Origin of the sequence: Blautia wexlerae DSM 19850, assembly GCF_025148125.1 — a bacterium.
In the GTDB taxonomy this organism is placed as follows: domain Bacteria; phylum Bacillota; class Clostridia; order Lachnospirales; family Lachnospiraceae; genus Blautia_A; species Blautia_A wexlerae.
Genome location: NZ_CP102267.1, coordinates 2,859,740 through 2,876,026 on the forward strand (window position 1 = coordinate 2,859,740; position 16,287 = coordinate 2,876,026).

Below are 16,287 nucleotides of genomic sequence, written 5' to 3' on the forward strand. Positions count from 1 at the left end.
ACATACCACACTTCCTCCCGGAAAGCTACTGCAAAAGAGCCGGAAAAGCCCCTTTTTATCAGCGTTCCGGAGACTTTTTACTCTTGGCAGGTTTCTCCGTTTTTTCCTCCGGGATGGCAAATTCATCGGTCATAAATTCCTGCTCGCTTTTGCCAAGGTTGCGGTCTACCTGCTTGCCAATGGAATAGGCTGCACTCTTTACATCCTGGATAAAGGAGCGGAGTTCTTTCGGATCTTTCTGTCCGAATGCCTGCATCTGGCATACCTTGTCAAAGGAAAAACCGGAGACATCCACGCCGTATTTCTGTGCTGTCACATACGCCGCACAATAGGCCTGTGCCGATACCCCTGCCCGGCTGTAGCTTCCATCGTGATGGTCAAGGGATGCACAGGCCAGCTCCCGGCTGATGGAATGGAACGTTGCATTTTCGCTCATGCCATTTCGGACATAGATCGTCCGCTTATTCGGGATGTACTGTGCCTGTACCTTATCCGGCAGATTGTCTGCGATCTGAATCCGTACCTCGCTGTCGGTCAGCAGTGCTTCCATCAGCTGGTCCATCGGCTTTGGCTCTGCCTCTTCTGGCTGCTTGGTACGGATCTGGCTGATGTCATAGGCTTTCTGGATGGAGTACCCCTGCTGGATGACACCGTCCTTTTCATATTCCTGTCCGACAATGAAGTTGTATCCCTTGCTTCCGGTCTTGACTACCTTGCCTTCTTCCTTCCATTTTTCAAAGGTCTTGACCTGCCGGATCTCCGGATTCTGTGCATAAAGCAGGAACAGGTTGTCTGTCCTCTGCGGCTTGCACTGTCCCATAAAATCAAGGAATCCTTTTAAGGAGTCCCCATTCTGGAAGACCTCCTGTGCCTTTCCATCGATCATACCCCAGATTTCTTCCCTCTCCTGCTTTTTCTGTGCGGCATATTCTTCTTTCGATAACCGCTGGGCGGACTGCTCCTGCGAGTCCTGCCCTAAAAATTTTGTCAGGTCCATCTCCTACCTCGCTTTCACCTTTCGTTTCTTTCTTGCTTTCTTCTGCGTTTTCCTTGGTCCACGGTTCTTTTCCCGGCTCCGCTTCTGGGATTCCTCTGCTTTCTCCCGTTTGATGTTCTCCAGCTCCCGGCGGACACTGGGACGCTCCTGTTCCCTCTGCCCTGCATCAGTCCCTTTTTCCTGCCCGGTAGAAATATTTCTGCTGTGCAAGGAAGAGCCGGACAGATTCTCTTCCCCCTCTTCCTGCACCGGGATAAAATTTTCCGGTTCGGAAAACTCCTTTTCGGGATGATTCTGGTTCTTTTCCTCTTCAGAAAAGTCCATGTCACCGACCTGGAATGCTTCGTCCAGATCGCTGATTTCAAACTGCACCTCGCCCTCCGGCATCTGCACAGTTTCCTGTACTGCTTCGGTTTCCGGTGCTTCCATTCCGGCGGTTACCTCATGGACAGCTTCCCCGACTTCGCTCCTTACAAAATCAAGGTTCATCTTATCCATGACACGGTTGACTTTGGCTGCATCATCGGCAAAGACCATGACCTCGCTCATCTCCGGGTTCTTTTTATCCCGGATGATCACATAGAGCAGTCCTCGTTTCCTGCCCTCACTGCAGAATTCACGCAGGCGGTCAGATGGCACAGTGAAGAACTTCAATGGCTTGTTCTCCTTTAACATCCGCACCATTCTGGTCTTGCCCCTCGTTTTCTTCTGGTCTTTTAATACGGCGGCAACAAATACCGCCAGATGCTTTGCCAGCGTACCCGAAAGCCTGAGCCCGTGGTCCACGCCGTCTAGGGAATACCGGACGATCTGGTCCGCCGCATCGCCTCCATAATTCATGTTGTTCACCTGCTTTCTGTTCTCGGTTTTCTGTTTTTCTCCGTCTGTTCTTCTTCCTGTCTCTGGATCTGCTCTGCCAGACGCATCTTTTCTTCCATCTCCTGGGACTGCTGTTCGATCCGGATACAAATGCGGATATCCTTTCGAAGCGGCTTCAGTTCTTCGGTGATCTGACCGATCCTGACACTGTCCGGTTCGCTCCGGTAGAGCCGCTTCCGCTCTTTCGTGAGTGCCTGTACCCTCTCTTCCAACGATGTGCGGTAGGCGAGTAGCTCTTCACGGCTAGTAATCTGATGCTTCTGTAGAAATTCCATCTGCTCGATCCTGGCATCCAGTTTTCGGATGTCTGCCCGGAGCACCGGGGAAATCCTTTTCGGCTTCTGCTTTAGTGCACCCATCTGGTACAGATAGGAATAGTACAGGGCCTGTATCCCTTTTAACTTCTTTTTCGGGAATCTGGAATCTCCTTCTTTTCCAGCAGGTATCCTGCTCTTGGGCTGCAAGATCCACTGCCGGATGCTCTCTTCCGAGTAATGCTTCCCAAGGCTCCGCAGACGGATATACCGTTCCATCCCCGGTGCTTTTAATGCAATGTACTTCCGGTTCAGCTTCCACTGGTATCCCCTCTGCTTCATCTGTTCCAGAAACTGTTTCCATGTGAAGCTCTCTGCCACAGCATCCCGGATGTCCAGACGGATCGAGGTTCTCCAGGTCGGCTTTCCGTCCTGTTCTGCCATCCACTGTGCATAGGATTTCCCTTTGCCGTTTTTCGGTTCGATGACAGATAAGCCGTATTTCAGGCATAAGGCATCCGAAGCTTTCCGCACATCCTCATAGTAACTCCTGCTGTTGCTGTGGTACTTTTTCCCATCTTCCATGCTCACGGAATTAAACACGATGTGGTTGTGGTAATGCTCCGTATTCAGATGGGTGGTGATGACTGCTTCGTATTTTCCCTGAAGGAGCCTTTCTGCCATTTCCATGCCGATCTGGTGAGCAAGCTCCGGGGTGACTTCCCCTTTGACAAAGCTCTGCACCAGATGGTACCCCTGTACTCCGTCCATCTTGTGGTATCGTTTCTTCGTAGCTACCATATCTTGATAGGCAGTCTCACAGACGCAGCCGATGGCATCCTCAAAAACGGAACGCTCCGTCTTGTCCCGATTCATGGCGTAATCGATGGCTTCTTCCAGAGAGCCGGCACTCTGCCCTTTCTTGGTGGTCTTATCCTTGTTTCGGATGTACGTGATGGAATTGTCCAGACGGCTGACCGGGATGATACTGGTGTATGCCATCGGCTACCATTCCTCTTTGACCAGCCTCCATGTCTCTTTCGTCATGCGGAGCATTTCCCGGATACTCTCTTCCCCGGCCATCCCACAGCCGTTGGCTACATGGGCAAGCTGATTGGCGTTGTTGCACAGACCGGATATTTTCCGCAAAAGCTCCGTATGATGCTCACAGGGTCTTGCCCGGACTTCGCCACCCATGACAATGGAACGGATGTATTCCTCACGGGACAGGCCGCTTTTTTCTACCTGCTCTTCCAGAAAACGCAGCTCTTTTGCATTGAGGCGGACTGGTATCACATGGTTCCTTTTTCTCATCTCTTCACCTGCTTTCCAACGGGTTATTGGTTGCGTCATTACATTTCACGATTTTTCCAGATCAGGAAACCTGCCAGAACGCCGATGGCTACCGCTGCAGCAATGATCTTTTTCTTCATATGGGCCTCACCCCCTTTCCGATACCTGGCACAGCTCCATCGGGGCGAACATGATCCCTCTCTTTTCCATCTCTTTTGCGAATTCCAGGAGGTTCCATTTTTTCCCATCAATCATAGCAGAATCGGCATCCAGATAGTGGCAGGTGGATACGTTCCGCTCTCCATTTGGGGCATTCTGCACAAGGCTTTCCCCGTCTGCCAGACGGAACAGTTCCTCTCCCTGGCTGTTTACAAAACAGATGCACACGCCGTGGTCAATGATCTCCTTTGGTTTCATCCGGCACCGCTCCAGTGCCTCATCCTCACGTTTTCCAGCTATGAAAAGACACATTGCAAAAACGCCCATTACTCCTCCGGTCATTGTGCCAAGTATAAATCCCAACATTTTTTCGTTCTCCTTTCGTCTGTTTACGGCTCGGTATGGGGGATTGGGGTTCTCCCCAAAGTGCGTTTGGATATCCAAACGCTATGCTTGCAAAACCAGTCGCATCCGGTTTCGTCCCCTCTGAACCAGTCGTTTTTCTGAATCATTCATTTTCCTTGATTTTGCTCAACCCATCCAGTGTGGTACAGATGATATGGAGTCTGTCAGCCATGCTGATCTCCGTGTTCATCGTCCCGGTGGTCTCTTTTCCGCAGACAACCACCATCCTGCACCGCCTTAATATCTGGTGGGACATTCTCCGCATGGCCTGCATATCCTCTGCATCCCCGTCATCAAGGAATGGGGAAAAGCTGTACTGCGGGCAGATCGGCACATATCCCAGTTCGTAGATCTTCCGGCAGTACCGCTGTACTTTGGTCTTTCCTTCTTCTGCAGAACAGCAGACATAAGCAAGTGCCTGTTCCAATACGACCATCTCCTTTCCTGGCCGGACAGGTTTCCTCTGCCCGGCGTTTTTCCAAAAAGAAACACCCACAAAGCATTCCGCTCTGTGGATGTCTTGTGGACATCTGGATTCTTTTCTTCTCTTTTTCAGATGTCTGCCAGACATCCGGCTACTGTGGTTCTTTGTTTTCCGCTTCTTCCCCAGCTTCCAGTGCAATGCGGACACGGTCGCTTCCCAGCTTATAATACGCATCGGTCACTTCAATGCCGACTGCCTGAAACCCCGACTCTGCCGCCGCAAGGATGGTAGTACCAGCTCCGGCAAACGGGTCTAAGATCAGGCCGCCCGGCTCACAGATCTGGATGACATCCTTCATCAGCTGGAGCGGCTTTTCTGTCACATGGATGCGGTTCTGGGGATTCCCATAACGGAACACACCCGGAAGGCAGGACACCGGGCGGTTGATCGGCATCGGTCCGTTGCTTCCCCATACAATATATTCTGCCTGCTGGCGGAATCTGCCTTTCTGCGGACGGGAGTTCCCCTTGTCCCAGACGGCAGTCCCTCTCCAGATCCACCCTGCCCACTGGAGGGCATCGGTGATGGACGGGTACTGTCTCCAGTCAATAAAGAGGCAGATCGGAGCCCCTCTCTTGCAGGCTTTCCGCACATCGTACAGCCATTCTGCCATCCAGTGGGTCCAGGAACGCTGGTCTTTATTATCCCCATCAAAATCCGGCAGGGCATTTTCTGCTTTCATGCTGCTGTACTTCTGGTTGGTAGTTCGGTTGCGTTCGTTCTGCTTGGTTCCCCCGGACGCATAGGGCGGATCGGTTATAACTGCATCAAAGATCCCCGGCTGGAATCCTTTGACCAGTTTTAAGGTATCTCCATGCAGGATACGCCAGTTCTCCCCTCCGGCAGACTCATCCGGCACACAGTCCGGTTTTAAAAGATCTTCAAGTTTCAGGGTATTTCCCATAGGCATCATCCTTTCGGTCGCTTATTTTCCAGATTTCTCTGGAAGTGCTTTTCTTTATGGAACTGCTCATCGGCAGGTATCCTCTTTTTTCAGTGTTTCTTTTCTTGGCGTTCTGGGCTGTTCACGGTGGTCCGACAGCTCGGTTTCCACGTATTCGCTGATGATTCCCAGCGCTTCATAGTAATTGCTGCTCTTGTGGACACGATCCGCCATTTCGTTGGCCTGTTCGGACATCCCAGCACGTCTAAGCAGTCTTGCAGCATCCCCAAGGATTGAGAAAATATTTCCGTCATGCCCTAAGAGCTTAAGTTCTGGACGGGACGGCTTTTGTTCCGGCTGCTTTTCCTGCACACCGTTTTCCGGTGCTTTCACCTGTATCTGGAAATCCGAGCCGGCACCAACATAGAAATGTAAGTATAATTCACCACCGTCTACCTTGATCTCCCGCTGTTCCAGACTTTCTCCCCAGCCATCGCTGTACTGCCCTCTCAGATACTGCCCCACCACACGGTATTCCTCTGGTGTCAGATTCTCCCGGAGTGTCAGGTTTGCACAGCCATATAAAACGCCCTCCTGTTCCTTTACCGCCATTGTAATGCGTTCCACTTTTTCCTTAATGTCCTTGTTTTGGTCAAAATAATCGATCAGGTTGCATGGCTGGTTGTCAGGCATACCGAGCCGATTGATCTCGTCAACCTTTTCTGCGATGGATGTCTGATACTGCACCAGGTCAGGTCCTTCCAATGGCTCCGCATCATCCAGATCCACAATGTCTGAATAGTCCGGAATAAACTCTGCCATCAGAGGTGACAGCATTCCCACTTCTATTTTATCTTTCAAAGCATCACCTCGCTTCCCTATTCTGCCGTTTCTCCGGTGTACGGGCAGCCATTTTTGCCATGTCTGCCCAGTCTGCCCCTTCGATTTCCGGCAGGTTCTCGATAATCCGATAGCTTCCCTCGTAGGCTTTTCGGATATGTTCACACGCCCACCGTCCGGCAAAGTCATTGTCGGTACACACTTCGATCTCGGTGATCTCCGGGTGCTGGGACAGAAAATGTTCCAATGCCTGCGGCTTTTTCATGCTCCGCTGGCTCTGCCCTTCTTTTGGTGCGCTGATCCCGCCAAGCTCCAGACGGTACTTATCCCGGCTTCCTTGTCTCTGTTCCAATGTCATGTGGGCAAGCACATCCACACAGGCTTCATAAACAGCAACCCGTCTGCATCCCGATTTCGCCGGAACACAAAAAGCGTATGCCTTTTCACTTCCGGCCTGTTCCATCTTAAAAGACTTTCCGCTGGCATCGTAAATCCCACGCAGGAAAGCATATCTTGCCACCTGGTTTTCATCCCGTCCTATGAACACGGCATTGTGGTAGGGCAGACTCTCATATAAGATTCCCAAATGAACACACCGCTGTAAGACCTCGCCACTGATGCCCCGCTCTTTCAGATAGCGGAACACCCTGCGGCAGTCTGGGCTGGCCGTAGGCAGGACAAATGGCTTCTTTGGCTTTGCTTCCACTGGAGGAGGGATATAGGTGGGATACTCATCTTTCAGCATTTGCACTGCCTCCAGAAAAGAACACCCGTCTACATGAATCAGGAAATTTAAAGCACTGGTGCCCCCGATATCTCTGGATTTCCAGTGCCACTGGCTGGTCTGCTCGTTAATCTTAAAGCTGTCGTGGTCTGTCAGCTCCCATTCATTTCTGGCTGAAGATTTTTTCAGACGGTTTGGCTGATATTTCTTCAGGTATTCAATGGCGGTGATCTCCCTTGCACGTTTGATTTCTTCTTCCGGAATCCACGGCATTACATCACGGTATCCCGGAGCTGCTCTGCCTTATCCGTTTTCTCCCACGGGAATTCCTTTCTTCCAAAATGCCCGAACACCGCACTCTGTCGGTAGATTGGCCGCTTCAGGTGCAGGGTGTCACAGATCTGGCTTGGGGTAAGCCCGAACACCAGAGGGATCGCTGCGGCGAGGCAGTCATCCGCACAGATCTTTCCCGTTCCAAAGGTATCCACCTGCACCATGACTGGCTGGGCAACCCCAATGGCATAGGCAAGGGACACCTGGCATCGGCTGGCAAGTCCGGCAGCTACCATGTTTTTGGCGATGTAACGGGCCATGTATGCCCCGGAACGGTCAACTTTGGAACAATCCTTCCCGGAGAATGCACCGCCGCCATGCGGTACCAGGCTGCCGTAGGTATCCACCATTAGTTTCCTTCCGGTCAGTCCGGTGTCTGCATCCAGACCTCCGCACACAAATCTGCCCGATGGGTTAATCAGGATCTTGGTATCCTCATCCGGTGGCAGCATACGGAGTGCCGGGCGTAACACTTTCTCCCGGATCTCATGCTCCAGCTTCCGAAGGGATTTTTCCTTTTCATGCTGGCAGGACACAATGACGGTATCCAGCCGGGCAGGTCTGTCATCTTCATACTCCACGGTCACCTGCGCCTTTCCATCTGGCAAGATTCCCGTGATATATCCGCTTCTACGGCTTGCAGACAGTTCCCTTACAATGCGGTTCGCCAGAACCACTGGCATCGGCATAAGCTGCGGTGTCTCATCGCAGGCGTAGCCAATCATGATGCCCTGATCCCCGGTACCGCTGGCAAGTCCGCTCTGAACAAAAACAGTCCCTGCCCTTCGTTCTCTGGATCTCTCCACTGCCCCGGCGATATCCGGACTCTGTTTGTGGATGAGGGCATCCATGTGGATTTCCTCTGCTTCATAGCCTGCACTCTCCAGCACCTTTTTGATGATTTCAAACACCTGTGGCTCAAATCGGCTGGTGATCTCTCCTGCTACAATGATGTTCCTTTTGGTCGCCAGCACCTCGCAGGCCACTCTGGAATTTTCGTCCTCTTTCAGACACGCGTCCAGAATGCTGTCTGCGATCAGGTCGCAGAGCTTATCCGGATGTCCTTCTGTTACGGATTCTGCTGTATAAAATCGTTTCATAATCGTTACCATCCTTTCCAAGTAAATAATAACGGCAGGAAACGCTCCTTTCTGGAACACTTTCTGCCGGATCTGGGTTATAAGTTGTCTCACATTCTGCACTTTTCTGGTACTTTCAGACACTTTTTTCAACCTAAATACTACCAATGCACACCCTTCATAATCCCCCTGTTTTGAACACATCCCTGCCCGTGCGGTCATTATTTGTCTCATTTTCTGCACTTTTCGGGTACTTACGAACACTTCTGACTCCACACTGCCCCGGAAACCGGCACCGCCAGGACGATGTTCCTGGCACCGCTCCATTCATATGAACACGTGACGAGCGTCAAAACCTTATCGTATATACACTTCAGGTAATCATCCCCGGTTTCGAACACTTCCCTCTGCTTAGCTGCTTTTAAATATTCCTGCACTGCCTCCGCATCTGCGAGTTTCTGCTGGAATGGGAACAAATTCCTGTCTGCTTTCAGCACCGTGACAATTCGGTATTCCTGAATGCTATCCTCTGTCTGAAGATAAGCAAAGGGATGCTCCTGATAGTACGTTTCATCTGCATATAAGTCCAGATTTCCGAACATTGCCCCACTGTTCATGTTGTGACCGTAAATGATAAGGTTCCGACTTTCAGACACTTTACAGTCTGCCTGTAAAAACAGGCTTCCGTTGATGTCATATTCCTTTTTGTAATTCCGTTTCAGGTAAAACTCCCCATTCTCCTGTTCGGACTGAAGCACCGGGTAATCAATCCCGGTATCCGGTATTGTCAGCCATCCCTGCACATCCGGGTATTGTTCCCGAAGAGAAACAAGGTCTACCGCAGCCACCGGGCATTTTCTTCCAGCTGGTTGGTCTTTCTTTTCAGAGCCTGAGGCTCCCGGAGCTTCCGGCTCCGGGAAATTCCCTTTCAGCTCTGCCATCAGCTTTTTGTTCTCCATTGGAAGATATACCATGTGGTAAATCAGAAACCCGGCACTTGTCAGCGTCACTGCAAGGCAGATGATCTTGAAAAACCTCTGTAAGATTCCTGTCTTTGGTTTTTTCTTCATCGTTCCTGTCCGGCTTTTCTCTGCTTCTTTGGCTGACTCTTCTGCGTCTTTCCCGGCACAGGCGGTTTCCTTGCTGCTTTCAGGATCGGCTCTGTCGGGATTTGGTTCTGTCTGCAGCCCTTTAAGATCCCAGTCAGGTACGACCGTCCGGGCGGATTAAAGTTCTGCATGTAATCTTTTGTCATGATATAGACAATGGCTTTGATCTCTCTTCCATCTTTGTTCTTGACAGTGATCTCCTGCTTGTCGTAAAAATCAGGATAGCCTTCATAAAGATCCAGGCTCTTTTCACAGTCCCCGGTCAGTGACCAGAGGACGCCGTCCACATGGCTTCCCTCTTCCGGGAAGATGGTGGCAAGGCCGCTTCCTGCGGCTGCAAAGGTCAGCCGATACCCCTCCAGGCGGACGATTTCTACCACCTCCGCCTTTGGGCACCGATATGCCATCTGGTCCAGATCCATGTTGCTTCCATACGCAAAATATAATTGTTTCAGCCTATCTGCCCCCTTTTTTCTTCTTTCTTCTGGATGCCACACCCATGCCGATCAGACCGCCTGCGGAAAGAATCAGGCACAGGGCCGGAATCCAGAGGTTGGTGTCATCGCCTGTTTTCGGGTTGCTTACAAACGGGGTATCCTCCGGCAGCTTCTCGTTCGTCACTTTCTGGATGACTTCGATCACTGGAGTTTTGTCATCTACATAGGTAAATGTCACCTCATGTTTGGTCTCATCCAGCTGATAGCCCTCCGGTGCTTTGGTCTCAACCAGATAATAGGTGGCTGCCTTATCAAATTTGCCGTCCTTATAAGTTCCGATTGCAAGCAGTCCGCTGGTTGCATGGCCGTTTTCATCAGTGGTCAGGGTTTCTACCACTTTGCCATCCGCATCCCTCAGTTCAAATTCTGCATCTTTCAGTGCTGCTCCGGCATCCTTATCTGTTTTCTCAATGATCAGGCGTCCCTTTGCGGTGTCATCTTTCATGGCTACCTTCTGGATCTCTGCGGTATCTGCCACCTCGAAGGTGATCTCCTCTGCAACGACATAACCGTTTGGAGCCTGCTCTTCTTTCAGGGTGTATTTACCAATCGGAAGTTTTTCGATATAATGCGGCTCTTTACCGGAAGTCCAGGTTTCTACGATGTTGCCATTTTCATCTGTGATGGTCAGTTTGGCTCCTTCGATCTCATTATCTCCGGTAATATCCGTTTTGCTGATCTTCACTTTGGTCACGTCATCTTCCATTACCTGTTTCTGGATCTCCGCAGTATTCTCTACGGTGAATGTGATGCTTTCCGCAGTGGCATATCCATCGGCCGGCTTGTTTTCTGTCAGGGTGTAAGATTTTCCTACAACCAGTTCTTTGATGATGTGCGGCTCCTTGGTGGATGTCCATTCCTCAACAACAGCCCCGTTTTCATCCGTCAGCTGTAATCTGGCTCCCGGCAGTTCCTCGCCCGTGGTCAGATCGGTTTTGGAAAGCTCCACGGTTGTCGGCTCATCTTCAAATACAAATTCATAGGATGCTTCTGCTTCTTTATCCCCCTGGTACTCAAAAACAAATTCCTGCTCTTCTCCGGTGGTGACAAATCCATCCGGTGCATACAGCTCCTTCACATAATAGGTTCCGTCGATCGGCAGGTCTGCAATAAAGGAAATCTTTCCATCTGCATCTGTTGTTTTTAACTCGATCAGGGTATCTGCTTCCATCAGCACCTTTCCAGATGCGGACAGGATGTCGTTTCTGGTGTACAGTCCAAAGATGCCGCCTTTTAATACACGGTCGGTATCCTTTTCTTTCTTCAGGACGTTCACTTTTACTTTCTGACGGTTGTTCTGCCAGTCCTCATCGTATACGACAACCGGGGTATCCTGGTCACGGTAGGAAAGATCTACATATCGTGGTTCTTCATCCAGCACATAACCATATGCTGTGCCCACCTCTTTGACATAGTATTTTCCAACCGGAAGGTCAGATACTTCTGCAACACCGTTTGCATCAGTAGTCACGGTTGCCACCAGCTCGTCCTTAGCATAATAATCCGGGCTTACACCATCGGCTGCTTTGATATCCTCTGCAGCGTAAATCTCAAAGGTAACGTCTGACAGGCTTCCTGTGATGTACTCAAACAGATGCTCTACAACGCCTTTGACATTGTCCAGCAGGGTGATCTTATCAAGGAATTCACCCTTCTTGTTTACGATCAGCAGGGCTTTCGGCACATCGTCTTTCATTTCCACTTTCTGTACTTTTGCGGTATCCTGAACGGTGAATTCCACATCCGTGGTCTTTAAATAACCAAGCGGTGCAAGAGATTCACGGAGGGTATAAGTTTTTCCAACGGTCAGGTATTTGATCACATGAGGCTCATCCTTTACGGAAGTCCAGCTGTCGATCACATTTCCATCCTTGTCCAGAACAGAAAGGGATGCTCCGTTCAGCTCTACGCCTGTGGTCAGGTCGGATTTTGTCACCTCGATGGTGGTCGGCTGGTTCTTCTTCACAGATTTCAGCTTGATGGTCGGAATGTCCTGCCCCTGATAGGTGGCATCAAATTCCAGTATCTCGTCAGAAGATACAAAACCATCCGGTGCAGAAATTTCTTTCACATAATAAGTTCCAAGCGGCAGGTCCAGGGTGAAGTGTGCCTGTCCTTTTTCATCGCTTGTGATCTCCTGTAATAAGGTATCTGCTTTCACAATAATCTTGTCACCGGATTTGATCTCGTTCTTATTGTAAAGACCGAATGTAGCTCCAGCTACCGTGCTTCCTGTTTCTGCATCCTGTTTTTCCACGGTGATGCTTACTTTCTGGCGTTCATTGGTAAAAGTCACTTCTTCGTCTACGACTGGGGTATCCTGTCCGGCATAGGTAAAAGTTACTTCTTCGCCTTTGGCATTCCAGGTGTAGCCCTCCGGCGTTTTTTTCTCTTCTACACGGTATTTGCCGAGCGGAAGGTTCTCTACTACGGCACTTCCGGTTTCATCGGTTGTCACCGTTGCCACCAGTGTGTCTTTGGCATATTCCAGATAACGGTTGCCGTTCTCATCTTTCTGATGGTCTGCGGTATAGATATCTTCTGCGGCATAAACCTCAAACACGGCTCCTGCAAGGCTGGCTTCCTCATAGGTGAAATCCTTGTCAAAACCTTTGACTACTTCTCCTTCCTTGTGGATGGTCAGTCTGCCTTTTGCCGGGTGGTTCTCGAATTCCACCTCGATGATCAGGTCACCGCTGACCGGATCTTCCTGGTATGCAGTATCGCTGTCTACCTTGATTTCCACGGTATTGGCACTGTGGGTGTATCCATCCGGTGCAGTCACTTCTTCGATGCGGTAATTTCCACAAGCCAGATTCTGTGGCAGGATCAGGTATCCATTCTCATCCGTAAAATAAGATTTATGTACCATAGTAGATGGGTACGTGGTCACCTGTTCCACATATTTCTTGTTATCCAGATCGTATACTTTAAACTCAGTATTCGGAACCAGGACAGATTTCTTTGTCTCGTCATCTTTTTTGACGATCTTTAATTTTGCTTCAAACTCTTCGTCCAGAAGCACACGCCATACCTGCGGCTGATCCGGATTGTTTTCCGAGATCACAACCTTAAAGTCATCGACTGGTTTGAAGTTGTGCGGTGTGGTGGTCTCCCTTACAATGTAGGTTCCGTATGCAAGCGGAATGGAGCATGCATATCCACGCTCATCCGTGAACATTTCTGTCTGTCCGTCTGCGGTCAGTACAATCGGAGTTGCAGATGCAAAGTCATAGGAACCGTCCTTATTTTTCTTCAGGCTGCTCTCCAGATATGCACTGAATCCCACACCTTTTAACAGATCGGCATCGGTCTTACCATTGTTGGCTGCTTTAATGACCTGGAACGGCTGTTTGATCACATCTTCCAGAGAAGTTGCGGTACGTTCTACCGTCTGAACCAGATCTCCCTCGTCATTACACTCCAGATCATGTTCTTCCGGGTCTGCCAGATATCCAACAGGCGGCGTCAATTCTTTCACGTAATACTTTCCGAGATAGAGATCTGCGATTTCTGCATTTCCCTCGGCATCCGTAGTCAGGGTTGCAATCTGCGTTCCTGCCGGGTAAAGGACACCTGTCTGTCCATCCGGATGAACGATATCCTCACGGGCATACAGTCCGTAAACCGCACCCTCAAGGGTTGCATCTCCCTGTGCGGTCTTTCCGGTTTCGGAATCCTCTTTTACCAGTTTGATCTTCGCATTGACACGCTCGTTCTGGAACGTGTGGCTGAAAGAAACGGTTGCCTCTTTGTCTGTGGTGTACTGGAACGTAAAAGAGTACACATCCTCACTGTTTCTGGTATATCCGGCCGGTGCAGAAACCTCTTTCATGTAGTAGCTGTTAGCGATCGGCAGGTCTGCCTGATATACGGCTTTTCCGTCTGTTCCGGTCACTACCTTCTCAATGAGGGTATCTTTTTTGACCACAACGGTTCCGTCCGCTGCTTTGATGTCGTTTCCGGCATACAGGCCATAAGTGCCGCCCGGAAGGTATTTCCTGGTTTCCTTATCCTGTTTGTATACGCTTACGCTTGCTTTTTGGCGGTCATTTTTGAATGTCACGCTTCCCATGACCTTCTCCACATTGCTTCCGGCATAGGAAAGGGTGATTTCCTGGCTTTCGCCTGTGCATACCAGATTTTGTGGTGCCTGCATTTCTTTTACCACATATTTTCCCAGATATAGATTATCCAGTGTGACACTTCCGTCATCCCCGGTAGTAAGTCCGGCTTTGACCAGTGCGTCTTTTTTATAAATGACGGTTCCGTCTGCGGATACAATATCCGCTGCGGCATAAACATTGTAAACCGCACTCTTCTGTTTCTGCTCGGTATAAACAAAGGAAACACCATCATCAGTTACCTTTGCTCCGGTCAGGACTTCTCCTAATTTATAAACAGTCAGGCTTGCCATCTGCTCTGCATCGGTAACGGTTTGTTTTACAGTATCTCCGATGACCAGTTTCACATCGTAGGCTTTGGTATCCAGCAGATATCCGTTTGGTACGGAGATCTCTTTCAGGTATACGGTATCCTGTGTTTTGGTGATCGTAACGCTGGAAGCTCCGTTGGCATCTGTGGCCGGCATCTTTGTGATCAGGTTCTTTCCATCCTTGTCACTGTAAACGCCATAAACTGCACCTGCGATGGCTTTGTTGCTCTTGCGGTCCTTCTTTACGATCTCCAGAGTTGCCTGTTTTACCCATGACACTTTAAAATCTACATACTTCTCATCGGTCACGCCCTCGCCAAATACCAGGGCAAGGTCCTGTGTCTCGCTTCCGGTTGTGATCTTGTAAGCGGAATAGTCTTTGATGATGCTTCCCTTCATGGTAACAGACCATTCCCCTTTGACATCCACTGCCTGTGTCAGCGGTGCAGATAAGTAGAATTTGGTACCGCCGCAGATCTCCACGGATGCACCTGCACTGCTTGTTTTTCCCGTTGTCACATTATGCAGTTTGACACCGGAAGGCAGTTTCATGGTGATGGTCTGCAGTTCGGATGCCTTAAAGGTGATCTCTTCTGTTCTCTGGCTGTTGCCGCTGATATATGCGGTAACATCTGCATTGGAGAAACTCATGTCCACTTCCGGTATCTCCGGCTGGCTCATGCAATAATTGTAGAGTTCCATTGCCAGAGCCTGTCCGGTTGCATTCGTACCGGAAAAAGCGTCACTACTGTTATTGGCATAAGACGCAGCCAGATGGACAATGATAAACTGTTTTCCAGCGGAAAAATCAGGATGTTTCTCTGAGAAAAATCCATTTTCGCCGGATGCTTTTGTGCCGTAGTAGCATACTTTTGCCAGTGCTTTGCTGTCACCCAGTTTGGTGATCTTATAAACACCATCCCCAGGTCCTGCTTTTGACGGCTGGACACAGTAGGCAGTTGCAGACACGTTTCCAAATTTTACGGTATATTTATAGGTTACATAAGAACCCAGACCGTAGTCTGCATAATAGTATGCAGTCCCTCTTGTCACATCTACATCCTGTGTTGCTCTTGTACTGGTATTGACTGCGGTGAAAGAAACGGTTTCCCCATCTTCCATTGCCATAAGGTCAATATCCTGTTCCCCTGCCTGCTCCAGAACATCGCTGAGTGTCAGCCCGGATTCTTTATCGGTTGTATTTTCTGTTTCGGCTTCCTCTAATGCGGCATCAAACTCAGATTCAGAAAGTCCACCCTGAAATTCGGATTCGGTTTCTTCCGGTTCTTCTGTCTCCGCTTCCTCTGTTTCAGATTCAGCTGTCTCCGGTTCAACGATTTCTGTCTCTACAGGCTCAGTCTCAGTTTCTTCCTGCGAGGCAGCTTCCTCATCATCAGAACCGGTATCCTCTTCTGTGACTGCCTGTTCTGTCTGCGGTTCACTCTGAGCCGCTGTCACAGGCTCTTTTACGATCAGGTTTCTTCCAATCTGGTAAACCGGATGGTTCTGGTTGACTGGCTCCACATAATAAACGGCATGGTAAGTGTCTGCATGGCTGGTGCTGAAGCTCTCCCCGGCGTCATTCTCTGCTTTCTGGAATGTCACCTTGACCTTGCTTTCATCCTTGATTTCCAGATTGGTGCGGTCACTGGAAGCATCAAACTCCTGTCCGGCTTCCAGCTCCAGATCGGTGGCTTTTACCACTTCCTCTTCATCCAGCAGATCCTTTACAGATTCATAAGCTGGCGGTTCTGCCGCTTTTGGCTCTTCTGAAGCATAAACGGTCAGTGGTGAAATGACTGTAGATAAGATGGTAACTGCGGCCATCACCCCGGAAAGGATTCGCCTGAATCGATATTTATTCTTCATGTTTTCTACCTCTTTCTTCTTTTTCTTCATTTTTCATAAGAACAGCC

At 49.8% G+C, this 16,287-nt stretch carries 13 protein-coding genes; all 13 read right to left on the minus strand.

Annotated features, from left to right (window positions below; genetic code table 11):
• Positions 1 to 58 precede the first annotated feature (58 nt).
• On the minus strand, positions 59 to 997 hold the full coding sequence (locus NQ550_RS13300) for an ArdC-like ssDNA-binding domain-containing protein (RefSeq protein ID WP_008400043.1): 939 nt from the start codon (positions 995 to 997) through the stop codon (positions 59 to 61).
• A gap of 3 nt (positions 998 to 1,000) precedes the next feature.
• Complete coding sequence (locus NQ550_RS13305; protein WP_008400044.1) at positions 1,001 to 1,837, minus strand: PcfB family protein; 837 nt, start codon at positions 1,835 to 1,837, stop codon at positions 1,001 to 1,003.
• A gap of 5 nt (positions 1,838 to 1,842) precedes the next feature.
• Positions 1,843 to 3,132, minus strand: coding sequence for a relaxase/mobilization nuclease domain-containing protein (locus NQ550_RS13310; protein WP_008400045.1), 1,290 nt, complete (start codon positions 3,130 to 3,132; stop codon positions 1,843 to 1,845).
• Between the two features lie 3 nt (positions 3,133 to 3,135).
• Positions 3,136 to 3,444, minus strand: a complete 309-nt coding sequence (locus NQ550_RS13315) for a plasmid mobilization protein (RefSeq protein ID WP_019162193.1) — start codon at positions 3,442 to 3,444, stop codon at positions 3,136 to 3,138.
• A gap of 126 nt (positions 3,445 to 3,570) precedes the next feature.
• The gene (locus NQ550_RS13320) at positions 3,571 to 3,948 is read right to left on the minus strand and encodes a DUF3789 domain-containing protein (protein ID WP_025577043.1); all 378 of its coding nucleotides are present in this window, start codon (positions 3,946 to 3,948) and stop codon (positions 3,571 to 3,573) included.
• Positions 3,949 to 4,090: 142 nt separating this feature from the next.
• Positions 4,091 to 4,558 (minus strand): DUF7768 domain-containing protein, encoded by a 468-nt coding sequence (locus NQ550_RS13325; protein ID WP_006428286.1) that lies wholly within the window; start codon positions 4,556 to 4,558, stop codon positions 4,091 to 4,093.
• A 4-nt stretch (positions 4,559 to 4,562) separates the two neighbouring features.
• Positions 4,563 to 5,375 carry a DNA-methyltransferase gene (locus NQ550_RS13330; protein ID WP_015513369.1) on the minus strand — a complete coding sequence of 271 codons (813 nt, stop codon included), beginning with the start codon at positions 5,373 to 5,375 and terminating at the stop codon, positions 4,563 to 4,565.
• Positions 5,376 to 5,441: 66 nt separating this feature from the next.
• Entirely contained in the window at positions 5,442 to 6,215 is a 774-nt protein-coding gene (locus tag NQ550_RS13335) for a hypothetical protein (RefSeq protein ID WP_008400050.1), read from the minus strand.
• Positions 6,216 to 6,219: 4 nt separating this feature from the next.
• Positions 6,220 to 7,191 (minus strand): DUF3991 domain-containing protein, encoded by a 972-nt coding sequence (locus NQ550_RS13340; RefSeq protein ID WP_008400051.1) that lies wholly within the window; start codon positions 7,189 to 7,191, stop codon positions 6,220 to 6,222.
• Positions 7,191 to 8,351: a methionine adenosyltransferase gene (gene metK / locus NQ550_RS13345; protein WP_025577044.1), complete on the minus strand. Its 1,161-nt coding sequence runs from the start codon at positions 8,349 to 8,351 to the stop codon at positions 7,191 to 7,193. The genes NQ550_RS13340 and metK overlap by 1 nt, the downstream gene beginning before the upstream one ends.
• 233 nt (positions 8,352 to 8,584) lie before the next feature.
• Entirely contained in the window at positions 8,585 to 9,400 is an 816-nt protein-coding gene (locus NQ550_RS13350; RefSeq protein WP_008400054.1) for a class B sortase, read from the minus strand.
• Positions 9,397 to 9,861: a gamma-glutamylcyclotransferase family protein gene (locus NQ550_RS13355; protein ID WP_008400055.1), complete on the minus strand. Its 465-nt coding sequence runs from the start codon at positions 9,859 to 9,861 to the stop codon at positions 9,397 to 9,399. The genes NQ550_RS13350 and NQ550_RS13355 overlap by 4 nt, the downstream gene beginning before the upstream one ends.
• A gap of 34 nt (positions 9,862 to 9,895) precedes the next feature.
• Positions 9,896 to 16,240: an LPXTG cell wall anchor domain-containing protein gene (locus NQ550_RS13360; RefSeq protein WP_025577046.1), complete on the minus strand. Its 6,345-nt coding sequence runs from the start codon at positions 16,238 to 16,240 to the stop codon at positions 9,896 to 9,898.
• Positions 16,241 to 16,287 lie beyond the last annotated feature (47 nt).